Genomic DNA, 22014 nt, shown 5'->3' on the forward strand with positions numbered 1-22014 from the left:
GGGCCCGCTCCCACAAAGTTCTCTGTCTTACTTGAGAGAGATCGCTACACCGCATCCCGAGGCAGCATCAAGCCCAACGGCAACCGTACCCGAGCCTCCAACCCGCCACCGGCGCGGTTGCGCAGCTCGACATTGCCGCCGTGCATCGAGGCGATGCGCTTGACGATGGCCAGGCCCAGCCCCGTGCCTTTCCCACCCCGGGCGCGATCGCCCCGGGTGAAGGGGTTGAAAATGGCTTCCAGCTCCGAGGGATCGATGCCGGCGCCACGGTCCATGACGCTTAGCACCACGTAAGGCGCGCTGGTGTCGCCGGAGACATAGGCCGCGACTTCGACGCCAGCACCGGCATGGTTCAGGGCATTGCCGATCAAGTTGTTCAGCAAACGTTTCATCGACACCCGGCGCAACGGGAACGGCTGGATCGGCTCCAGGCGCAGGTGCACTTTCTCGTCGTTCTGGTTATAGGGCGCAACCACTTCCCGCACCAGCTCGCTGAGGTCCACCTCCTCCACGGATTCATCACGACCGTCGCGAATGAACGCCAGGAACTGGTCGAGAATCGCGTCCATGTCCTCGATGTCGCGGACCATCTCGTCGGTCAGGTCGGTATGTTCGCCCATCAACTCCAGCGACAACCGCAGCCGGGTCAGCGGCGTGCGCAGGTCATGGGAGACGCCCGCGAGCATCAGTTCGCGCTCCCGCCCGGCCTGTTCCACATCCTCGGCCATCTGGTTGAAGGCGCGGTAGACCTCGGTCATCTCGCTGGGCGTATCGCTGATGGGCAGTCGCACGCTGCGTCCCTGACCCAGCTGGCGGGCAGCGTAGACCAGGCGTTTCAACGGTTGGTTGAGCTGGCTGACGAAGATCCACGCCGACGCCGTCGACAGCAGGCCGATGGCCAGGAACCAGCCAAGCACGTTCCAGATTTTCTGGCCGCGCAGCGGATGCGGGTACAACGGCACTTTCAGCCAGCCGTCCCCCAGGCTCGGGGCCCGCACCCAAAGCGCCGGCGGCGAGTGCATGCGCAATCGCACCTCGGTATCGGCGCCCAGTTCGGCCTGCATCTGGCGTTGATAAATCTCGCTGTAGGGCCAGTGCTGCTCACCCTCCGGCACGCCGGCGCCAACGACACGGATCAGCGTCGCCGCCTCGGCAATTTTCGCCCGGTTGGTTTCGTCCGCCGCCCAATACGCCCGCAGGGTCAAGGCAACGCCGTGGCTGTACTGCCGGTCCACGAGCACGTCCTCGTTCATCAGCAGGTACACCAACGTCAGTGCCTTGGAGAAGAGCACGACGATCAGCACCAGCCAGAGGGTGCGGGAGAAGAAACTCTGGGGGAACCAAACGGGGGTTTTCATGAATAACCGCTACACACTTGCAGGAGCGAGCGATGCTCGCACAATGACAGACCGCGAGTCGCCTGGAAGAAGACATTTCAACCGGCCAGACCACCCGCTCCTACAAATCGCCGATCACTTGCTGGCGGCGCCATCCGGCACGAACACGTAACCCACGCCCCACACGGTCTGGATATACCGCGGCTTGGAAGGATCAGGCTCGATCATCCGGCGCAGGCGGGAAATCTGCACGTCGATGGAACGCTCCAGCGCATCCCATTCACGACCACGGGCCAGGTTCATCAGCTTGTCGCGGGTCAGCGGCTGACGGGCGTTCATCACCAGGGCCTTGAGCACGGCGAACTCACCGGTGGTGAGCATGTGGACCTCATCGCCGCGCTTGAGCTCGCGGGTGGCCAGGGACAGTTCATAGTCGCCGAAGGTCACGCTTTCGTCTTCGCTGCCCGGCGCGCCAGGCACCGGCGCCGACTGACGACGCAGCACCGCCTTGACGCGGGCCATCAGCTCGTCGGGGTTGAACGGCTTGGCCAGGTAATCGTCGGCGCCCAGTTCAAGGCCCTTGATACGGCTCAACTCGTCGCCCTTGGCGGTGAGCATGATGATCGGGATCTGGTTGTTGGCACCGCGCAGGCGGCGGCAGGCGGTCAGGCCGTCTTCACCGGGCAGCATCAGGTCGAGTACCACCAGGTTGAACACTTCACGGGCCAGCAACCGATCCATTTGCTCGGTGTTCGGTACGGTGCGGGCGCGGTAGCCCTTGCTGACGAAAAAGCGTTCCAGCAGGCTGCTCAGCCCCGGATCGTCGTCAACAATAAGAATTTTTTCGCCTTCAGCAGTTTGTGCTGTGCTGCTCATAGGAAGCTCCTTTGATCTCGGCGCGCATTATGGCCTAGCTGCCGTTATACGCACCGTGTGCATTGTTAGCAGATTTTTCCTCTATCTCCACAAATCCGGGTATCAAGCCTACAGACCCTGTCACCCCCTCAGGACGGAACGCTGGTTATAATGCCCGGCCTTTTGTGCCAGGGAATGCCGGATCGTGATCCCGGCGTGCCATTTTTTAGCGTTGGCCAGGCAGTACTTTTTGAATTTCGCGGGTCAACAAGCAGCCTTTTGACCCAGGCAGCGGCGCACGCCAGGCCGCTCAACCAGTCTCGCCGAGCCCGGTTTCTGTGGTGGCGAGCCTGATTTCACAATTTTTCAGGTGGTTTTATGGACAGCATCAACAGCCGCATCGCCGAGGAACTCGGTGTACGCCCACAACAGGTCGAAGCGGCCGTCGCGCTACTCGATGAAGGTTCCACGGTGCCTTTTATCGCCCGTTACCGGAAAGAAGTGACCGGCAGCCTCGATGACACCCAATTGCGGCATCTGGAAGAGCGCCTGCGCTACCTGCGAGAACTCGACGAACGGCGCATCAGCATCCTGGCCAGCATCCAGGAGCAAGGCAAGCTGACCCCGCAACTCGAGCGCGACATCAAGTTGGCCGACACCAAGACCCGCCTCGAAGACTTGTACCTGCCCTACAAGCAAAAGCGCCGCACCAAGGGCCAGATCGCCCTGGAAGCCGGCCTCGGCGAGCTGGCCGACGGCCTGTTCAACGACCCGACCCTGGCCCCGGAAACCGAAGCCGCGCGCTTCGTCGATGCCGAAAAAGGCGTGGCGGACGTGAAGGCGGCGCTGGAGGGTGCCAAGTACATCCTCATGGAGCGTTTCGCCGAGGACGCCAACCTGTTGGAAAAACTGCGCAACTTCCTCAAACAGGAAGCCATCCTCAGCGCCCGGGTAATCGCCGGCAAGGAAGAGGAAGGCGCGAAGTTCCGCGACTACTTCGAACACGACGAACCGCTCAAGAGCATGCCGTCCCACCGCGCACTGGCGATTTTCCGCGGACGCAACGAAGGCATCCTCAGCTCCGCGCTGAAGGTCGGTGAAGAATTGCCCGGCACCATGCACCCGTGCGAAGGCATGATCGGCCAGCAGTTCGGCATCCAGAACCAGAACCGCGCCGCCGACAAATGGCTGGCTGAAGTGGTGCGCTGGACTTGGAAGGTCAAGCTCTACACCCACCTGGAAACCGACCTGCTGGGCGAGTTGCGCGACAACGCCGAGACCGAGGCGATCAACGTATTCGCCCACAACCTGCACGACCTGCTGCTGGCCGCACCGGCCGGCCCGCGCGCCACCCTGGGCCTGGACCCGGGCCTGCGCACCGGTTGCAAGGTGGCGGTAGTTGATTCCACCGGCAAACTGCTGGACCACGCCACGGTCTACCCACACGTGCCACACAACAAGTGGGACCAGACCCTCGCCGTGCTCGCCGCCCTGTGCGCCAAGCATTCGGTGGATCTGATCGCCATCGGCAACGGCACCGCCAGCCGCGAGACCGACAAACTGGCCGCCGAGCTGATCAAGAAATACCCGGCCATGAAAATGACCAAGGTCATGGTCTCCGAGGCCGGCGCTTCGGTTTACTCGGCCTCGGAGCTGGCCTCCAAGGAATTCCCCGACCTCGACGTGTCGATCCGTGGCGCGGTGTCCATCGCCCGTCGCCTGCAGGATCCACTGGCGGAGCTGGTGAAGATCGACCCCAAATCCATCGGTGTCGGCCAGTACCAGCACGACGTTTCCCAACTGAAACTGGCGCGCGGCCTGGACGCGGTGGTGGAGGACTGCGTGAACGCCGTGGGCGTGGACGTGAACACCGCTTCGGTGGCGTTGCTGGCGCGGATCTCCGGCCTGAACGCCACGCTGGCGCAGAACATCGTCACCCACCGTGACGAACATGGCGCGTTCAAGACCCGCGCCGCGTTGAAGAAAGTCCCGCGCCTGGGTGAAAAAACCTTCGAACAGGCCGCCGGCTTCCTGCGGGTCATGAACGGCGACAACCCACTGGACTCTTCGGCTGTCCACCCTGAAGCCTACCCGCTGGTGCAACGCATCGCCGCCCAGACCGACCGCGACATCCGCTCGCTGATCGGTGATGCCGCGTTCCTCAAGCGCCTGGACCCGAAGAAATTCACCGACGAAACCTTCGGCCTGCCCACCGTCACCGACATCCTTCAGGAACTGGAAAAACCGGGCCGCGACCCGCGCCCCGAGTTCAAGACCGCCGAGTTCCAGGACGGCGTCGAAGACCTCAAGGACCTGCAACCGGGCATGATCCTCGAAGGCGTGGTGACCAACGTCACCAACTTCGGTGCCTTCGTCGACATCGGTGTGCACCAGGACGGTCTGGTGCACATCTCGGCGTTGTCCGAGAAGTTCATCAAGGACCCGCGCGAAGCGGTGAAGGCCGGCGATGTGGTGAAAGTGAAGGTCATGGAAGTCGACATCCCGCGCAAACGCGTCGGCCTGTCGATGCGCATGAGCGACACACCGGGCGAGAAAATCGACGGTGCCCGCGGTGCGCGCCCTGGCTCGACACCCCGCCAGTCGCAAAACACCGCGCCGCGCAAGGAAACCGCCACGGCGGCCCCGGCCAATAACGCCATGGCCTCGCTGTTCGCCAACGCCAAGCAGTTGAAGAAACGCTGATGGACGCGCCAGCCGGGTTGGTGGAGAGCGCGTTCTTCAAGCTGCTCGGCTGCCGTCTGCAGAGCCTGGGGGACGGGGTGGCGCAAGTCGCCCTGAGCCTTGAGCCGCCGTTGCGCAACCGCGGCGGCAAGCTGCACGGCGGCGCGCTGTTCAGCCTGGTGGACATCGCCATGGGCCTGGCCTGTTCCAGTGTCCATGGCTTTGACCAGCAGAGCGCGACCATCGAATGCAAGATCAACTACATTCGCGCCGTGTCCGACGGCGACGTGTTGTGCACCGCCCGGGTCATCCACCCCGGTCGGCGCACGCTGGTGGTCGAGGCCGAGGTGATGCAAGGCGACAAACTGGTCGCAAAAGCGCAAGGCACGTTCGCTGTCCTATAGCTCCCTGTCATCGATTTGAGTTAATTTCGACGCCATGAATGCGGCATCGAACTTCCCTGTGGGAGCGAGCTTGCTCGCGATAGCGGTATGTCAGTTGGCTCGTTATTGACTGCTCCACCGCCATCGCGAGCAAGCTCGCTCCCACAGTGGGGTTGCGGTGGCGAGTCTTTGGCACGAAAACCAGGCGAAAACGCCAGTTTTAACTTCACCCTTGTAGACCGTCTTGCCCACCCCCATATTGGGGCGACTGACGCGTGAAGGAATTCAACTTGAGCGACCTTTTAAACCGCCGCCTGGCCCTGCTCGGCGAGCGCGCCAACCTCTCCCTGCTCGAACAGTGCCTGCATGGCATCGAGCGTGAATGCCTGCGCGTCACGGACGATGGACGTCTGGCGCAGACCCCGCATCCCAAGGCCCTGGGTTCGGCGCTGACCAACGAACAGATCACTACCGACTATTCCGAGTCGCTGCTGGAGTTCATCACGCCGGCCCTGGCCAACCCGGCCGATACCCTGCGCAGCCTCGACAAGATCCACCGGTTTGCCTACAGCAAACTTGGCGACGAGTACTTGTGGAGCCCGTCGATGCCGTGCCCGCTGCCGGCGGAAGAGGACATCCCTATCGCGTATTACGGCACCTCGAACATCGGCCGGCTCAAGTACGTCTACCGCAAGGGCCTGGCCCTGCGCTACGGCAAGACCATGCAATGCATTGCCGGGATCCACTACAACTTTTCCCTGCCGGAAAAACTCTGGCCCCTGCTCCGCCAGAACGAAGCGGCCGAAGTGAGCGACCGTGACTTCCAGTCGTCGGCCTATATCGCGCTGATCCGTAATTTCCGCCGCTACAGCTGGTTGCTGATGTACCTGTTCGGTGCCTCGCCGGCCCTGGACATCGGTTTCCTGCGGGGCCGCCCGCACCAGTTGGAACAACTGGACCCGGACACCTTGTACCTGCCCTACGCCACCAGCCTGCGCATGAGCGACCTGGGTTACCAGAGCAACGCCCAGGCAGGGCTCACGCCTTGCTACAACGACCTGGCGAGCTACACCGACAGCCTGCGCAAAGCGGTGGCAACGCCCTACGCGCCGTACGTCGAAGTCGGCACTCACCAGAACGGCGAGTGGGTGCAGCTCAATACCAACATCTTGCAGATCGAAAACGAGTACTACTCCAACATCCGCCCCAAACGCGTGACCTACACCGGAGAGCGGCCGATCCAGGCCTTGATGGCCCGGGGTATCCAGTACGTCGAAGTGCGTTGCCTGGACATCAACCCGTTCCTGCCGATGGGCATCGACCTCACCGAGTCGCGCTTCCTCGATGCGTTCCTGCTGTATTGCGGCCTCAATCACAGCCCGCAGCTGGAAAACAACGAATGCGGCAACGCCACGAGCAACTTCCTGACCGTGGTCAAGGAAGGTCGCAAGCCAGGCCTGCAATTGCAGCGCCAGGGTCAAGCGGTGGACATGCAGGCCTGGGCCGTGGAATTGCTGGAAAAAATCGCCCCGCTGGCCTCGCTGCTCGACCAGAGCCAAGGTGGCGATGCCCATCGCCAGGCGCTGGACGCGCAATTGGCGAAAGTCCGCGATCCGTCCCTGACGCCCTCCGCCCAGGTGCTGGCCGCGATGGCCGAACACCAGGAAAGCTTCGCCCAGTTCTCCCTGCGCCAAAGCAAGGCCCACGCCGAATTCTTCCGCGCCGAGCCGTTGCCTGCCCAGGAGCAGACAGCCTTCGAAGCAACCGCCCGGGAATCACTGGTCCAGCAAGCCGAGCTGGAGCAGAACGAGGTGGGGGATTTCGATGTGTTCGTGGGTTCGTATCAGGCGAGCATCCTGGCGATCAGTAACTGATCAAGCATTCCCATGGCCCCGCATGGGAGTGCAGCTTTGTGGCGAGGGGTTTAGCGAAACGTCGCACCGCCCCGCCGGGTTGCGAAGCGACCCCAAAACGGCGGGAAGTGATCTGTCTGACACACCGAAGAAGAGCTTTAGGGCTGCTACGCAGCCCAGCGGGGATAAATCCCCTCGCCACAAAAGCCATGTACAACTCCCATTTCTGCCCCTCGCATAGAATTTTTCGAAAATAAGCTCATTCGAAAAAGTTATTTATTTTCCAATTCTTAGATCATTTAGTCTCCTTCAACGCCGAACATCCGGCGGCCTGTTGAGGAGATTTTCCATGTCTTTGCGTTTCCCCCTTCGCCTTCTCGCGGCCGCCTCCCTGGCCGCAACGAGTCTTTTTGCCCAGGCGGTCGACCTGACCGTCGCTTACCAGACCACCGTCGACCCGGCCAAAGTCGCCCAGGCCGATGGCGTCTATGAAAAAGCCACCCAAGCCAAGATCGACTGGCGCAAGTTCGACAACGGCGCCGATGTCATCAGCGCCATCGCCTCGGGCGACGTGCAGATCGGCTACCTCGGCTCCAGCCCATTGACGGCCGCAATCACCCGCCAGGTCCCGGTGGAAACCTTCCTCATCGCCACCCAGATCGGCGCCGCCGAGGCCTTGGTGGTTCGTGATGGCTCCGGCATTAATTCCCCGCAAGATCTGATCGGCAAGAAGATCGCCGTGCCGTTCGTGTCCACCGGGCACTACAGCCTGCTCGCCGCGTTGAAGCATTGGAACATCGACCCGTCGAAAGTCACCGTGCTCAACCTGGCGCCACCGGCCATCATCGCCGCCTGGAAGCGCGGCGACATCGATGCCACGTACGTCTGGGACCCGGCCCTGGGCGTGGCCAAGGAAAACGGCAAGGTGCTGATCACCTCCGCGGAACTGGCCAAGTTCGGCGCACCAACCTTCGATGCCTGGATCGTGCGCAAGGACTTCGCCCAGAAGCATCCTGAAATTGTCACCGCCTTCGCCAAAGTGACCCTGGACGCCTACGCCCAATACCGCAAGGACCCACAAGCCTGGCTGGCCGATGCGTCCAATGTCGACAAACTGGTGAAGCTCTCCGGCGCCAAGGCCAGTGATATCCCGCTGTTGCTGCAAGGCAACGTCTTTCCCCTGGCGGCCGATCAGGTCGTGAGCCTCGGCACACCGACTACCCAAGCCATCAGCGACACCGCCGCGTTCCTCAAGGAGCAGGGCAAGGTCGACGCCGTACTGCCGGACTACGCGCCTTACGTCAGCGCCAAATACATCACTCACTGATCAAAAAAAGGGAGACAGGCGATGGCCTTGCTACAGCTGGAGCGCATCAGCGCACAGTACCCCGGCGCGGCGGAACCGGTGCTGGCGGATATTTCCCTGACCCTGGGGCCGAAGCAGTTGCTGGTTGCCCTTGGCCCGTCCGGCAGTGGCAAGACATCGCTGTTGAACCTGATTGCCGGGTTCGTCGAGCCCAGCGCCGGGCAGATCACCCTCGACGGTACGCCGGTCAAGGGCCCGAGCGCCGAGCGCGGCGTGGTGTTCCAGGATGATGCGCTGCTGCCCTGGCAGGACGTGCTGGCAAACGTTGGGTTCGGCCTGGAACTGGCCGGGGTCGCCAAGCAAAAGCGTGAGGCTCGCGCCCGGGAAATGCTTGCCCTCGTGGACCTGGCCGGTTTCGAGCAACGCCGCGTCTGGCAGCTCTCCGGCGGCCAGAAGCAACGCGTCGGCCTGGCCCGGGCATTGGCGGCCGACCCGCGTGTGCTGTTGATGGACGAACCCTTCGGTGCGCTGGACGCCTTCACCCGTGAGCAGATGCAGGAACTGTTGCTGCAGGTCTGGCAGCGCACCGCCAAGCCGGTGTTTCTGATCACCCATGACATTGAAGAAGCCGTCTTCCTTGCCACTGACTTGATTCTGCTGGCACCGAACCCGGGGCAGATCGTCGAGCGCCTGAGCCTGGATTTCGGTCAGCGCTACGAGGCAGGGGAGTCGGCGCGGTCGATCAAGTCCGACCCGCGCTTCATCGAAACCCGCGAGCATGTGCTCGCCAAAGTGTTCTCCCAACGCAGCGCCACTCGACCCCAGGAGCGCGCATGAGCAGCTACGAAATTCCAGCCGTGATCCGTGATGCGGCGAACAAGCCCACGGCCAGCGACTTGAGACCCCATCTGAGTACGCGCTGGATCAGTGGCTTGACCTTGATCGCCTTGCTGGCAGCCTGGTGGGCCGTCACCGCCAGCGGTCTGATCGAACCACTGTTCCTGCCCCCGCCGTCGGCCGTGCTGCAAAAAGGCTGGTTGCTGGTGACCCATGGCTACATGGACTCCACTCTCTGGCAACACTTGGCCGCCAGCCTTGAACGCATCGGCCTGGGCCTGTTGTTCGCAGTGCTGACGGCGGTGCCGGTGGGCATCGCCATTGGCGCCAACCGCATCGCGCGCGGCGTGCTCGATCCGTTGATCGAGTTCTACCGGCCGATTCCACCGTTGGCGTACCTGCCGTTGATCGTGATCTGGTGCGGCATCGGCGAGTTGTCGAAGGTGCTGCTGATCTACCTGGCGATCTTCGCCCCAATCGCCATTGCCACCGCCACCGGCGTGCGCACCGTCGACCGGGCCAAGCTGCGCGCGGCCCAATCGCTGGGCGCCACACGGGCACAGTTGATTCGCCATGTGATCGTGCCCAGTGCCCTGCCGGACATCCTCACCGGTATTCGCATTGGCCTGGGCGTAGGTTGGTCGACGTTGGTGGCCGCCGAGCTGATTGCCGCCACCAGCGGCCTGGGGTTCATGGTGCAGTCAGCGGCGCAGTTCCTGGTCACCGATGTGGTGGTGCTGGGGATCCTGGTGATCGCACTGATCGCCTTCGCCATGGAAATGGGCTTGCGCGCCCTGCAACGCAAACTGGTGCCCTGGCACGGCCAGACCCATTGAGACCCAATGACCACGCCGTCCATTCGGCGCCCCACCGCGAGAACACGACAATGAGCCGCCCGATCATTACCCCTTTGAGCATCGCCCTTGGCGCGCAGATCAGCGGGATCGATATTAGCCAGCCACTGAGCTCGGAACATCGTGATGTCATCGAGCAGGCCCTGCTTGAGCATCAGGTGCTGTTCTTTCGCGACCAACCAATCGAGCCGACGCAGCAAGCGCGTTTCGCCGCCTATTTTGGTGACCTGCACATTCACCCGATCTACCCCAACGTGCCGGAGCAGCCTGAAGTATTGGTGCTCGACACCGCCGTCACCGATGTCCGCGACAACGCCGTGTGGCACACCGACGTGACCTTCCTCCCGACGCCCGCCCTGGGCGCGGTGCTCAGCGCCAAACTGCTGCCGACGGTGGGCGGCGATACCTTGTGGGCCAGCGGCATCGCCGCCTACGAAGCCTTGTCGACACCGTTGAAACACTTGCTGGAAGGCCTGACGGCGACTCATGACTTCACCCGTTCCTTTCCATTGGAACGGTTTGGTAACACCGCCGAGGACCTGGAACGCTGGGAACAAGCACGACGGAAAAACCCGCCGCTGTCCCACCCGGTGATCCGCACCCATCCGGTGAGCGGGCGTCGGTCGCTGTTCGTCAATGAAGGCTTCACCACGCGCATCAACGAACTGTCGGAGACCGAAAGCGAGGCGATCCTGAAACTGCTCTTTGCCCACGCCACTCGCCCGGAGTTCACCCTGCGCTGGCGTTGGCAGGTCAACGACGTGGCGTTCTGGGACAACCGCGTCACCCAGCATTTTGCCGTGGACGACTACCGCCCCGCCCGGCGGGTAATGCACCGGGCGACGGTGTTGGGGGATGTGCCGTTTTTCAAGTAAGGCACTGAATCTGAATTGCTCTTGTGGCGAGGGGATTTATCCCCGCTGGGCTGCGAAGCAGCCCTAAACCTGAGCATGCGGTGTATCAGGTTGATCCAGTTGGCTGCTTGGGGGGGGCCGCTTCGCAGCCCAGCGGGGATAAATCCCCTCGCCACAGATCATCTCCAGTCACAGGATTGTATGTTCAGCCGAACATCGCTGATCGGCTGATTCATTACTCCGCCGACGAAGGTTTCTCCCAAAGATTGATCCCGCCTTCCTGGGCAAACCGGTCGATCTCGGCCAGTTCTTCGGCGCTGAAGTTCAGGTTCTGCAAGGCGGCGACGTTCTCGATGATCTGCTCCGGCCGACTGGCGCCGATCAGGGCGCTGGTCACGCGGGGATCGCGCAAGGTCCAGGCCAGCGCCATCTGGGCCAGGCTCTGGCCGCGACGCTGGGCGATCTCATTGAGCGCACGCACGTGGGCGAGGTTCTCCTCTGACAAGTGCGAAGCCTGCAACGAGCCACCGCCCGGACGATTCACCCGCGCGTCGGCCGGAACGCCCTTGAGGTACTTGTCGGTCAGCAGGCCTTGGGCCAGTGGGGTGAAGGCAATCACACCGGTACCCAATTCGTCGGTGGCGTCCAGCAGGTCTTTTTCCACCCAGCGGTTGAGCAGGTTGTAGGCCGGCTGGTGGATCAGCAGCGGGACTTTCCACTCCTTGAGCAGCGCCGCCATTTCCCGGGTCTTCACCCCGGAATACGAGGAAATACCGATGTACAACGCCTTGCCCTGCTGCACCGCAGTGGCCAGCGCACTGGCGGTTTCTTCCAGTGGCGTATCGGGGTCGAAACGGTGGGAATAGAAGATATCCACATAGTCCAGCCCCAGGCGTTGCAGACTCTGGTCGAGGCTGGCCAGCACGTATTTGCGCGAACCACCGCCCTGGCCGTAAGGCCCCGGCCACATGTCCCAACCGGCCTTGCTGGAGATGATCAACTCATCGCGGTACTGCTTGAAATCTTCGCGCAGCAATCGGCCGAAATTGATCTCGGCGCTGCCGTAGGGCGGGCCGTAGTTGTTCGCCAGGTCGAAGTGGTTGATCCCCAGGTCGAACGCCGTGCGCAGCAAGGCGCGCTGGGTGTCGATGGGCGTACTGTCGCCAAAGTTGTGCCACAACCCCAGCGACAACGCCGGCAGCACCAGACCGCTGCGACCGACGCGGCGGTAAGGAATGGACTCGTAGCGGTTTTGCGCAGCGGTGTAGGTCATCGAAAAGGCTCTCTGTTCGGACGGCTGGTGGCAGAAGCTAACATTTCACAGACGCCTCGGTCAGGCTGAAAGTTCGCATATCAGGTGTGGGAGCGGGCTTGCTCGCGAAAGCGGTGTGTCAGTCAGCACAAATTTCGAATTTGCCGACGCATTCGCGAGCAAGCCCGCTCCCACAGGGTTTTGCAGTGCCAGGAAGTCGGAGGGCACACTAACGCGCCTGCGCAAACACCTCCGCCACCCAATCCACGAATACGCGAACCCGTGGCGACATGAGTCGGTTGTGCGGATAAAGCACCGAGACCGGCATGGACGGTGGTGGGGTGGCAGGGAGGACTTCCTGGATCAGGCCCTGCTGGATCTGCTCTTGCATTCGGTAATGCGGGCATTGGATCAGGCCCAGGCCGGCGATGGCCGAGGCGGCATAGATTTCGGCGCCGGACACCGACAACGAGCCCCCGATCGGCACCTCCTTGAGTTCGCCATCGACCATGAACTCAAACGGATAGAGCTTGCCGGTGGTCCGCGAGACGTAATTCACCGCCCTGTGATGTTTCAAGTCATCGAGGCTTGTCGGTACGCCGTGCTGGCGCAGGTAACCGGGACTGGCACAGGTGATTTGCCGAAGGTTGGCGACACGCCGGCCGATCAATGACGAGTCCGTCAGCGCACCGGAGCGCAGCACGCAATCGACGCCCTCGGCAATCAGGTCGACAAACCGATCCGCCTCGCTGATGAACAGTTCTATTTCGGGGTAGCGGGCCATGAATTGTGGTAACGCCGGAATGACGAAATACCTGGCCTGGGTGCCGTGCAGGTCTACTCTCAGTTTGCCTTTGGGCGCCACGCCGCGAAACGCCAGTTCGGCTTCTTCGAGCTCCGCCAGCAATTGCACGCAGCGTGGGTAGTAGGCTTCGCCATCGAGGGTCGGGCGCACCTTGCGAGTGCTGCGCTCCAGCAAACGAACGCCCAGCCAGGCTTCGAATTGATTGAGCGTGTGGGTCAACGTGGCCCGGGGCATGTTCAAGTCTTCAGCGGCCAGGGTGAAGCTGCTGCGCTCGTAGATGCGGACAAACACCCTCATCGCCTTGACTTGGTCCATCTGAGCCCCACGCACTGATTGTTGGAAAAAATTGAACAGTCAAGGCAACTCTCGTGCATTTATCGCCAAGAGTAAACATGTGAATCTGGCCTCAACGGATCCCAACCCCTCAACCTCAAAGGAACCCTCACATGACTGTTCAAAACTCGAAAGTTGCCATCGTGACCGGCGCCTCCCGCGGCATTGGCGCCGAAATCGCCAAGCAACTGGCCAGCGATGGTTTTGCCGTTGTCGTCAATTACGCCAACAGCGCCAGCGAGGCGTCCAGGTTGGTGGTGCAATTGCGCCAGGCTGGCCACCAAGCCATAGCGGTCAAGGCGGACGTATCTTCCGCCGCCGATGTGCGGCGGATGTTCGATGAAACCGAAGCGCAGTTGGGCAAGGTCGATGTGTTGATCAACAACGCTGGCATTCTCCAGGTGATGCCCCTGGCGCAGCACAGCGACGAGCTGTTCGAGCAGACGTTCGCCATCAACACCCGTGGCACCTTCAACACCCTGCGCGAAGCCGCGACCCGGCTGAACGACGGCGGCCGGATCGTGAATTTTTCCAGCAGTACCGTAGGCCTGAACCTACCCGGCTACTCGGTGTACATCGCCAGCAAGGCGGCGGTGGAATCCCTGACCCAGGTGTTTGCCAAGGAACTGCGCGGGCGCCAGATCACGGTGAATGCCGTGGCCCCCGGCCCGGTCGCCACTGAACTGTTCATGCACGGCAAGAGCGAAGAACAGGTGCAGCACTACGCCAAGATGCCGCCCCTGGAACGCCTCGGCCAGCCCCAGGACATTGCCAGCATCATCGCGTTCCTGGTGAGCCCGGCCGCTGGCTGGGTGAATGGGCAGATCCTGCGGGCCAATGGCGGGCTGGTCTGAGGCTTCGTTCTGCGTCGCCAGTCAAACCGCTATCGCGAGCAAGCTCGCTCCCACAAGGAAATCACTAGCCCTGTAGGAGAGAACCACTTAACCCTGTGGGAGCGAGCTCGCTCGTGATGAGGCCGTGAAGATAGAAAAACCAGGACCTCTGTCAGCGCACCAAATGCAGGAACTGCAAATGCCGCTCGTACTGGTCGAGGATGTCGTTGATGACTTGCTCCTTGGTATAGCCCACCAAATCGTAATCCTGGCTGCCTTCACTCAAGTGCACCTCGGCACGGTAGTAGCGTCGGTTGTTGAGCTCCTTCGAGCCCATGCCGCCGCGGGCGAAGGACGGCGTGAAGTAGCCGCGCATCTGCACCTGGTAAATAAACGGATGCTGCTCCCCGTGGCCGATCTCCAGGCTGACGCTGTCGTTGGCCGGGTCAGGCTGGGTCACCACCGTCAGGCCCTTCTCGACGAACACCGCGGTCACTTCTTCAATGGCCGGGCGCACCGTCGTGTCGAGGAAACGGTACACCTCATCACGGGACGGAAAATGCACCGCCTGGCTCAAGCGCTGGCGCCAGCCGCCCGTGCCCCGGCGCGCCCCCGACACCGGCGCCAGGGAATGCAATTGCGCGATCTGCTTCTGGGACTCCAGGTAAAACGCCTTGTGCAGGCCCCACATCATCAACAGCAAAATCAACGAGAACGGCAGGGACGTCAGCACCACCGCCGACTTCAAGGCATCGATGCTGCCGGAGAACAACAACGCACTGGTCACCAGGGCCGTCATCGCGCCCCAGAACACCCGCAGCCATTTCGGCCCGTCCTCATCGGGGTTGCCGCCCTTGGCCGACAACGTCGACAGCACCACCGTGCCCGAGTCGGCAGACGTGACGAAAAACACGAAGCTGATGAACACGGTGACCGCGATGACGGTCTTGCTCCAGGGATAGGTTTCCAGCAGCAGGTAAAGGCTCATCGATGGGTTTTCCAGGGCGGACATGCCCAGGGCGCTCATGCCGTGGTTCAACACTTGGTCGATGGCGCTGTTGCCGAAGATCGACATCCACGCCAGGGTGAAACCCAGGGGGATCAGCAACACGCCAAACACGAATTCACGGATGGTGCGACCACGGGAAATCCGTGCGATGAACAGCCCCACGAACGGCGACCACGCGATCCACCAGGCCCAGTAGAACACCGTCCAGCCGCCCAGCCAGTCGCTGGGTTTGTTGTAGGCGTACAGGTCGAAACTCTTCATCGGCAGCGCGCCGAGGTAATCGCCGATGTTCTGGATCAAGGTGTTGAGCAAATGCTGGGTGGGCCCGGCGAACAGCACGAACAGCAACAATGCACAGGCCAACAGCATGTTGATGTCGGACATGACCCGCACGCCCTTGTCGACACCGGCCACCGCCACGAGGATCGCCGCCCCCATCATTAGCACGATCAGGCCGACCTGAATCCACTGGGTGTGGGCGATGCCGAACAGGTAGTCGAGCCCGGAATTGAGGTGCAGCACACCAAAGCCCATGTCCGCGCCGAGGCCGAACACCGTCGCGATAATGCCGAAGCCGTCCACGGCGTAACCGATGGGGCCGTTTATGCGCTTGCCGATCAACGGGTACAACGCCGAACGCAGGGCCAGCGGCAGATTGTGCCGATAGGCGAAGTACGCCAAGGCCATACCGACGAACGCGAAAACGCCCCAGCCGTGCAGGCCCCAGTGCAAGAACAGGATCTGCATGGCCTGGCGCGCCGCCTCGGCGGTACCGGCCTCGCCCTGGGGCGGTTGCACCATGTGGGTCAGCGGCTCGGAAACGCAGAAGAAAAACAGCGTGATGCTGATGCCGGCGGCGAACAGCATGCCGGCCCAGGACAGATAACTGAATTCGGGCTCGTCGTGGTCGGCACCGAGCTTGATCTTGCCGTAGCCGGACAAGGCGGTGACCACCACGAAGACCAGATACAGCGTCATCGCCAGCATGTAGTACCAGCCGACCGTATTGGCCGCCCAGTTCTGCGCGGCCAGCAACCAGGCGCCGGCTTGCGCGGGCATGGCAATCACCACCAGGCCGAACAGCAGGATAAAGGTCGCGGCGAAGTAAAAGACCGGCGGGTTCATGCGGACCAGGCCGCTGGGTGGCAGGGACGAGGCACTCATGAACGAAGCCCCCCGGGGAGCAAAAGGGTGGCAATGGAATACGGACTCGGCAAAGGCAAGCCTCCTGTTGTGAGCGGGCAGCAAACCGACGGTTTAACTTGAATGAACGTTCAAGTTAAACATGAATAGCCAGCTAAGGACTAATCGCAGGGCTCGACGGTACGTTTCCTACGCGAGCCCGTGGGAGGGTAGACGCTGCCTGGTATGTATTCGTTCAGTGTTCAACAGACACCACACAGCCCCTGTGGGAGCGGGCTTGCTCGCGATGGCGGTAGGTCAGTAAATAAATAGGCCAACTGACCCACCGCTATCGCGAGCAAGCTCGCTCCCACAGGTTTTTCGGCGATCACCCATCATTCGCCACCCCGTTTACACCCCGCCCCATGATTGCCGGTTGCCCCTGAATATCGGCGTGCCTATAGTCCAGACATCGCCTACAACCAGTACGGACTCATGATCAAAGAACAGTTGTCTCGCTTTAACCGTCTCGACCTGCTCGACCATCCGACACCGCTGGAAAAACTCGACCGCCTCTCCACCTGGCTCGGCCGGGACATCTATATCAAGCGCGACGACCTGACGCCCCTGGCCTTGGGCGGCAACAAACTGCGCAAGCTCGAATACCTGGCCGCCGATGCCATCGCTCAGGGTGCCGATACCCTCATCACGGCCGGGGCGATCCAGTCCAACCACGTTCGCCAGACCGCCGCCCTGGCCGCGAAGCTCGGCCTGGGTTGTGTCGCCTTGCTGGAAAACCCCATCGGCACCGAAGACAGCAATTACCTGGGCAACGGCAACCGGCTGTTGCTGGAGCTGTTCGACGCCAAGGTCGAGCTGGTGGACAACCTGGACAACGCCGACGAGCAATTGCAGGCCCTCGCCGCTCGCTTGCGCAGCAATGGGAAAAAACCCTACCTGGTGCCGATTGGCGGCTCGAACGCCTTGGGCGCGCTGGGGTATGTGCGTGCTGGCCTGGAACTGGCCGAGCAGATCAAGGACACCGGGATCGAGTTCGCTGCCGTGGTACTGGCCTCGGGCAGTGCCGGGACCCACAGCGGCCTGGCGCTGGCGTTGAGTGAAAGCCTGCCGGCGCTTGCGGTCATTGGCGTCACGGTTTCCCGCAGCGAGGAGGACCAGTTTCCGAAGGTCCAGGGCCTGGCCGAGCGCACGGCAGCGTTGCTGGACGTCGCCCTTCCAGAAGCGTTCAAGGTGAACCTGTGGGATGAATACTTCGCCCCTCGCTACGGTGAACCGAATGCCGGGACACTGGCGGCGGTCAAGCTGCTGTCCAGCCAGGAAGGCCTGTTGCTCGATCCGGTCTACACGGGCAAGGCCATGGCCGGCCTGCTCGACGGCATTGGCCGCGACCGTTTCGACGAAGGCCCGATCATCTTCCTGCACACCGGCGGCGCACCGGCGTTGTTTGCCTACAGTGCGGCGTTCCAGGCTTAGTGAAGACTTCGGTGGAAGCCTTCTGTGGGAGCGAGCTTGCTCGCGATAGCGGCATGTCAGCTGCATAAATTTCTGCTGATCCACCGCGATCGCGAGCAAGCTCGCTCCCACAAGTTGTCATTCCAAATAAACATATGCGTTTTATTTAATATTATTTTCCAATCTATAAAAGCCAACTTATAGTCTCGCCGCAGGCGCATTTGCCGCGAGACGCCCAGGCTGCTTTAAGGCAGGATGTGGCAATCTTTTCGGATCGCGGCTACGCCTTATCTCAGCCAAAATAACCTCTTCATAAGAAAACACAGGGGCTTGTCATGAATTTTTCCGCATTACGTCGCAACCTGTTGGTGGGTTCGCTGGGCCTGGCATTGAGCGCCGGGCTGCTGGGGCAAGCAGTTGCCGGTGAGCAACTGCAAGCAATCAAGGACAAAGGCGAAATCAAGATCGGCTTGGAAGGTACTTATCCACCGTTCAGCTTCGTTGATGACAGCGGCAAGCTGACCGGCTTCGAAGTGGAATTCTCCGAAGCCCTGGCCAAGGAACTGGGGGTGAAGGTCAAGCTGCAGACGACCCCATGGGCCGGCATCCTCGCGGCGTTGGAATCCAAGCGTCTGGACGCCGTGGTCAACCAGGTGACCATCTCCGAAGAACGTAAGAAAAAGTATGACTTCTCCGAGCCGTACACCATTTCCGGGATTCAAGCGCTGGTACTGACCAAGAAAGCCGACGAGCTGAACATCAAGAAGGCCGCTGACCTGAACGGGAAAAAAGTCGGCGTGGGCCTGGGCACCAACTACGAACAGTGGGTAAAAGCTGAAGTACCGGGCGCCCAAGTCAAAACCTACGATGACGACCCAACCAAGTTCCAGGACCTGCGTGTCGGCCGTATCGATACCATCCTGATCGACCGCCTGGCCGCGCTGGAATACGCCAAGAAAGCCAAGGACACCACCGTCACCAGCGAAGCCTTTTCGCGTCAGGAGTCCGGTATTGCCCTGCGCAAAGGAGAGCCTGAGTTGCTGGCGGCCGTGAACAAGGCCATCGAGAAACTGCGCGCCGACGGTACGCTGAAAAAGCTTTCGGAAAAATACTTCAGCGCTGACGTTACCCAATAATGGAAGCAGCTCTTCAACTCGCACTGGACTCCGCGCCCTTTTTGCTCAAGGGCGCGTATTACACGGTCATCCTCAGCCTGGGCGGCATGTTTTTCGGCCTGCTGCTGGGGTTCGGCCTGGCGCTGATGCGCTTGTCGCGCTTCAAACTGGTGAACTGGATCGCCCGCATCTACGTGTCGTTCTTTCGCGGCACGCCGTTGCTGGTGCAGTTGTTCGTGATCTATTACGGGTTGCCGCAACTGGGCATCGAGCTGGATCCGCTGCCCGCGGCCCTGATCGGTTTCTCGCTGAACATGGCCGCCTATGCGTGTGAAATCCTGCGGGCCGCCATCAGTTCCATCGAGCGCGGCCAGTGGGAAGCGGCGGCGAGTATCGGCATGACCCGCGCCCAGACCCTGCGCCGGGCCATCCTGCCGCAAGCCGCACGTACGGCCCTGCCGCCGTTGGGCAACAGCTTCATTTCCCTGGTCAAGGACACCGCGCTGGCGGCGACCATCCAGGTGCCGGAGCTGTTCCGCCAGGCGCAGCTGATCACCGCACGAACCTTCGAAATCTTCACCATGTACCTTGCCGCCGCGCTGATCTATTGGGTTCTTGCCACCGTGCTCTCGCACCTGCAGAACGTCCTGGAAGCCCGGGTCAATCGGCATGACCAGGAGTCCTGACCCATGATTGTCGTGGAAAAACTGACAAAGCAGTTCAAGGGTCAGGTGGTGCTCAACGGCATCGACCTGAAGATCGAAGAAGGCGAAGTGGTTGCGATCATCGGCCCTAGCGGCTCGGGCAAGACGACGTTCCTGCGCTGCCTGAACTTCCTCGAAGAGCCTTCCAGCGGCCGGATCAAGGTCGGCGACATCGAGATCGATGGCAGCCGCCCGCTGAACCAGCAACAGGGCCTGGTGCGCCGTTTGCGCCAGCAGGTGGGCTTCGTGTTCCAGAACTTCAACCTGTTTCCCCATCGCACCGCGCTGGAGAACGTGATCGAAGGCCCGCTGGTGGTGAAAAAGACTCCACGCGCAGAAGCCGAGGTCCTGGGCCGCAAGCTCTTGGCCAAGGTCGGCCTGTCCGGCAAGGAAGACGCCTACCCACGACGTCTTTCCGGTGGCCAGCAACAGCGCGTGGCGATCGCCCGGGCGTTGGCGATGGAACCGGCGGTGATCCTGTTCGACGAGCCGACCTCGGCCCTCGATCCGGAGCTGGTGGGCGAGGTCCTGGCAACCATTCGCGGCCTGGCCGAAGAAAAACGCACCATGGTCATCGTGACCCACGAAATGGGCTTCGCCCGGGACGTGGCCAACCGTGTGGTGTTTTTCGACAAAGGCGTGATCGTCGAACAAGGCGAAGCCAAGGCTTTGTTTGCAGCCCCCAAGGAAGAACGTACGCGACAGTTCCTCAGCAAGTTTCTCTCTGCCGGACACGACAGCCAGTAAATCAGCGTTATCACTTCCAGGGATGGAAGTTAGGCCGTCGCACAACTAATACGCCATCGCTATTCACTTCACCCGAACGACACAACTTGCAACTTCCGCCCTACTAACTTCTTCAATTGCTCTATATAGACAGCAGTCTGTATAGACCTCTCGTAACATATCCCTGCAGCCCACCCCTTTAAAGCCTAGTTGCCATACACTGTTTCGAGCCCTTGTCGGAAAACCGACAAGCCTAGGAAATTTGCCTGCCCCGCCGCGCATTCTTAACACGCACGCGTAGGATGTTTCTGAAGCCTTTCACAATGAGTTATTAGGCAAGTGCCTCTATTGACACTGAAACTATTGACCCTTTATCTAGTGCCCAACAGGCAACGCACATTATTTGATGTTTGCGCAGTGACTAGACGCAGACAGCCCATAGGGCTGCGCAAATAAAAATATGTCGCGATGATCCATCGCCTTTTGATCTTCCCGAAACGGACTTAGTTTTCAAGCATCAAGGAGAACACCATGACATGTAAGTCGAAGAGTCCTGAACTGGCCGCCCCCACCCTGGCCAATGCCCACCCTACTGGCATCAATATCGCCAACGCCGCTCACTTGGAGGTGATTATTGCGCCTTACCCCGGCATGGACGTGGGCGATCTGATCGAACTGTTCTGGGACAACTGCTACGTCGGCTCGCGCGTGCTGTCGCAGGCCGATGTGTCGGACCCCATCACCCTCCGCGTCCCGGAGAGTTTTATCGTCAACGGTACCTCGCGCATCCATTATCGGGTAATGCAGGTTGGACGCGGGCCGGCGCTATCGGCCAAGCAACAGGTGCAGGTGAAGCTCGATTGTCCCGGCGGCCAACCGTCAGCCCAGAGCGGCGACGAGAACCAGAGCCTGGCGCCGGTGCGCATTCCCGCCACCATCCGGCGCCAAGGGGTGAACCCGAACCAGATCAAGCGCGGCGTACCGCTGACCATCGAGCCCTACCGGAACATGGCCGCCGGCGATGCCGTGACCCTGCGCTGGGGCGATGTGCGCATGGACTTGCCTGCGCTCACCACCAGCGAAGTCGGCCAGCCGATCAATATCTGGGTCCCGCCGCAGATCATCCTGGAGGCGGGAGAAGACCTGCGCCTGGAAGTGACCTACTGCATCCTCGACCGCGTGGGCAACAACTCCCACTGGGCACCGCCACGGACGTTGAAGATCGGTTGCGCCAATCCGTACTTGAGCACGTCACCGAAACCGGCGTTCATGGCCGCCGAAACGCGCCGCCGAGAGCCATGATGCAAACGTTTCGGCGATACACATACTTTTGTGGCGAGGGAGCTTGCTCCCGCTTGGGCTGTGGGAGCAAAGCTTGCTCGCGAAACAGGCGCCTCGATTCTGCAAGACCGCATCCTGTCCATCGCGGGCAAGCCTTGCTCCCACATAGCGGGAGCAAGCTCCCTCGCCACGAAAAGCGGCTTCGCCCCTAAGCGAGCATACGGTCCTCCATTTAAAACCAACCTATATATATTCCTAAAAGTTAGTTCAAAAATAAATTACACACGATTAGGGTATATAAACCGGACCACCGGACATTCTTGATTTTTGCTCGCCGCCTTCATCGCGGCGTTTCTTGAGATGTGAGGTGGGTATGGAACGGAACACAATCACCCCAGTG

18 protein-coding genes are annotated in these 22014 nt (G+C 61.3%); 13 read left to right on the forward strand and 5 right to left on the reverse strand.

The annotated features are described in order from the left end of the window. Positions 1-44: 44 nt before the first annotated feature. Positions 45-1358, reverse strand: a complete 1314-nt coding sequence (locus AC3A5O_RS01970) for an ATP-binding protein (protein WP_060739672.1) — start codon at positions 1356-1358, stop codon at positions 45-47. Between the two features lie 114 nt (positions 1359-1472). After that, positions 1473-2213, reverse strand: coding sequence for an osmolarity response regulator transcription factor OmpR (ompR, locus tag AC3A5O_RS01975; RefSeq protein WP_003196691.1), 741 nt, complete (start codon positions 2211-2213; stop codon positions 1473-1475). A gap of 357 nt (positions 2214-2570) precedes the next feature. On the opposite strand from ompR, the gene AC3A5O_RS01980 reads away from it, so the two are divergent. The 7 genes from AC3A5O_RS01980 (at position 2571) to tauD (ending at position 10982) form a co-directional block, all read left to right on the forward strand. Beyond that, the gene (locus AC3A5O_RS01980) at positions 2571-4895 is read left to right on the forward strand and encodes a Tex family protein (RefSeq protein ID WP_122565190.1); all 2325 of its coding nucleotides are present in this window, start codon (positions 2571-2573) and stop codon (positions 4893-4895) included. After that, positions 4895-5278 carry a PaaI family thioesterase gene (locus AC3A5O_RS01985; RefSeq protein ID WP_122565189.1) on the forward strand — a complete coding sequence of 128 codons (384 nt, stop codon included), beginning with the start codon at positions 4895-4897 and terminating at the stop codon, positions 5276-5278. The genes AC3A5O_RS01980 and AC3A5O_RS01985 overlap by 1 nt, the downstream gene beginning before the upstream one ends. Before the next feature lie 269 nt (positions 5279-5547). Then, on the forward strand, positions 5548-7131 hold the full coding sequence (gene gshA / locus AC3A5O_RS01990) for a glutamate--cysteine ligase (protein WP_487752799.1): 1584 nt from the start codon (positions 5548-5550) through the stop codon (positions 7129-7131). 328 nt (positions 7132-7459) lie between these two features. Further along, the gene (tauA, locus tag AC3A5O_RS01995; RefSeq protein WP_487752800.1) at positions 7460-8437 is read left to right on the forward strand and encodes a taurine ABC transporter substrate-binding protein; all 978 of its coding nucleotides are present in this window, start codon (positions 7460-7462) and stop codon (positions 8435-8437) included. Between the two features lie 21 nt (positions 8438-8458). Further along, positions 8459-9253, forward strand: coding sequence for a taurine ABC transporter ATP-binding subunit (gene tauB, locus AC3A5O_RS02000; RefSeq protein WP_122565186.1), 795 nt, complete (start codon positions 8459-8461; stop codon positions 9251-9253). Then, the gene (gene tauC / locus AC3A5O_RS02005; RefSeq protein ID WP_122565185.1) at positions 9250-10089 is read left to right on the forward strand and encodes a taurine ABC transporter permease TauC; all 840 of its coding nucleotides are present in this window, start codon (positions 9250-9252) and stop codon (positions 10087-10089) included. Before tauB ends, tauC begins: the two co-directional genes overlap by 4 nt. 50 nt (positions 10090-10139) lie before the next feature. Beyond that, positions 10140-10982: a taurine dioxygenase gene (gene tauD / locus AC3A5O_RS02010; protein WP_122565184.1), complete on the forward strand. Its 843-nt coding sequence runs from the start codon at positions 10140-10142 to the stop codon at positions 10980-10982. Positions 10983-11196: 214 nt separating this feature from the next. Here tauD and mgrA read toward each other — a convergent pair whose 3' ends face one another. Then, the gene (mgrA, locus tag AC3A5O_RS02015; protein ID WP_122565183.1) at positions 11197-12234 is read right to left on the reverse strand and encodes an L-glyceraldehyde 3-phosphate reductase; all 1038 of its coding nucleotides are present in this window, start codon (positions 12232-12234) and stop codon (positions 11197-11199) included. Positions 12235-12442: 208 nt separating this feature from the next. Then, positions 12443-13333 carry a LysR family transcriptional regulator gene (locus tag AC3A5O_RS02020; protein WP_305469214.1) on the reverse strand — a complete coding sequence of 297 codons (891 nt, stop codon included), beginning with the start codon at positions 13331-13333 and terminating at the stop codon, positions 12443-12445. A 131-nt stretch (positions 13334-13464) separates the two neighbouring features. Between AC3A5O_RS02020 and AC3A5O_RS02025 the strand changes: the two genes are divergently transcribed. Beyond that, entirely contained in the window at positions 13465-14205 is a 741-nt protein-coding gene (locus tag AC3A5O_RS02025) for an SDR family oxidoreductase (protein ID WP_305469212.1), read from the forward strand. 151 nt (positions 14206-14356) lie between these two features. Here the strand turns inward: AC3A5O_RS02025 and betT are convergent, their stop codons facing one another. After that, on the reverse strand, positions 14357-16318 hold the full coding sequence (betT, locus tag AC3A5O_RS02030) for a choline transporter BetT (RefSeq protein WP_163006691.1): 1962 nt from the start codon (positions 16316-16318) through the stop codon (positions 14357-14359). 492 nt (positions 16319-16810) lie between these two features. Here betT and AC3A5O_RS02035 point away from each other — a divergent pair, with 492 nt between their 5' ends. The 5 genes from AC3A5O_RS02035 (at position 16811) to AC3A5O_RS02055 (ending at position 21635) form a co-directional block, all read left to right on the forward strand. After that, positions 16811-17809, forward strand: coding sequence for a D-cysteine desulfhydrase (locus AC3A5O_RS02035; RefSeq protein WP_305469210.1), 999 nt, complete (start codon positions 16811-16813; stop codon positions 17807-17809). 314 nt (positions 17810-18123) lie between these two features. Further along, positions 18124-18924, forward strand: coding sequence for a cystine ABC transporter substrate-binding protein (gene tcyJ, locus AC3A5O_RS02040; protein ID WP_487752801.1), 801 nt, complete (start codon positions 18124-18126; stop codon positions 18922-18924). Beyond that, positions 18924-19589 (forward strand): cystine ABC transporter permease, encoded by a 666-nt coding sequence (tcyL, locus tag AC3A5O_RS02045; RefSeq protein WP_163006689.1) that lies wholly within the window; start codon positions 18924-18926, stop codon positions 19587-19589. Before tcyJ ends, tcyL begins: the two co-directional genes overlap by 1 nt. A gap of 3 nt (positions 19590-19592) precedes the next feature. Next, positions 19593-20354 (forward strand): L-cystine ABC transporter ATP-binding protein TcyN, encoded by a 762-nt coding sequence (gene tcyN / locus AC3A5O_RS02050; RefSeq protein WP_122565176.1) that lies wholly within the window; start codon positions 19593-19595, stop codon positions 20352-20354. 510 nt (positions 20355-20864) lie between these two features. After that, the gene (locus AC3A5O_RS02055) at positions 20865-21635 is read left to right on the forward strand and encodes a hypothetical protein (RefSeq protein ID WP_487752802.1); all 771 of its coding nucleotides are present in this window, start codon (positions 20865-20867) and stop codon (positions 21633-21635) included. Positions 21636-22014 lie beyond the last annotated feature (379 nt).

This window comes from Pseudomonas sp. Soil_N_39 (assembly GCF_057655955.1).

Excerpts from the sequence above, each read along its gene's own strand:
- AC3A5O_RS01970 (WP_060739672.1), bottom strand. The coding sequence starts at position 1,358 with ATGAAAACCCCCGTTTGGTTCCCCCAGAGTTTCTTCTCCCGCACCCTC.
- ompR (WP_003196691.1), bottom strand. The coding sequence starts at position 2,213 with ATGAGCAGCACAGCACAAACTGCTGAAGGCGAAAAAATTCTTATTGTT.
- AC3A5O_RS01980 (WP_122565190.1), top strand. The coding sequence starts at position 2,571 with ATGGACAGCATCAACAGCCGCATCGCCGAGGAACTCGGTGTACGCCCA.
- AC3A5O_RS01985 (WP_122565189.1), top strand. The coding sequence starts at position 4,895 with ATGGACGCGCCAGCCGGGTTGGTGGAGAGCGCGTTCTTCAAGCTGCTC.
- tauA (WP_487752800.1), top strand. The coding sequence starts at position 7,460 with ATGTCTTTGCGTTTCCCCCTTCGCCTTCTCGCGGCCGCCTCCCTGGCC.
- tauB (WP_122565186.1), top strand. The coding sequence starts at position 8,459 with ATGGCCTTGCTACAGCTGGAGCGCATCAGCGCACAGTACCCCGGCGCG.
- tauC (WP_122565185.1), top strand. The coding sequence starts at position 9,250 with ATGAGCAGCTACGAAATTCCAGCCGTGATCCGTGATGCGGCGAACAAG.
- tauD (WP_122565184.1), top strand. The coding sequence starts at position 10,140 with ATGAGCCGCCCGATCATTACCCCTTTGAGCATCGCCCTTGGCGCGCAG.
- mgrA (WP_122565183.1), bottom strand. The coding sequence starts at position 12,234 with ATGACCTACACCGCTGCGCAAAACCGCTACGAGTCCATTCCTTACCGC.
- AC3A5O_RS02020 (WP_305469214.1), bottom strand. The coding sequence starts at position 13,333 with ATGGACCAAGTCAAGGCGATGAGGGTGTTTGTCCGCATCTACGAGCGC.
- AC3A5O_RS02025 (WP_305469212.1), top strand. The coding sequence starts at position 13,465 with ATGACTGTTCAAAACTCGAAAGTTGCCATCGTGACCGGCGCCTCCCGC.
- betT (WP_163006691.1), bottom strand. The coding sequence starts at position 16,318 with ATGAACCCGCCGGTCTTTTACTTCGCCGCGACCTTTATCCTGCTGTTC.
- AC3A5O_RS02035 (WP_305469210.1), top strand. The coding sequence starts at position 16,811 with ATGATCAAAGAACAGTTGTCTCGCTTTAACCGTCTCGACCTGCTCGAC.
- tcyJ (WP_487752801.1), top strand. The coding sequence starts at position 18,124 with ATGAATTTTTCCGCATTACGTCGCAACCTGTTGGTGGGTTCGCTGGGC.
- tcyL (WP_163006689.1), top strand. The coding sequence starts at position 18,924 with ATGGAAGCAGCTCTTCAACTCGCACTGGACTCCGCGCCCTTTTTGCTC.
- tcyN (WP_122565176.1), top strand. The coding sequence starts at position 19,593 with ATGATTGTCGTGGAAAAACTGACAAAGCAGTTCAAGGGTCAGGTGGTG.
- AC3A5O_RS02055 (WP_487752802.1), top strand. The coding sequence starts at position 20,865 with ATGACATGTAAGTCGAAGAGTCCTGAACTGGCCGCCCCCACCCTGGCC.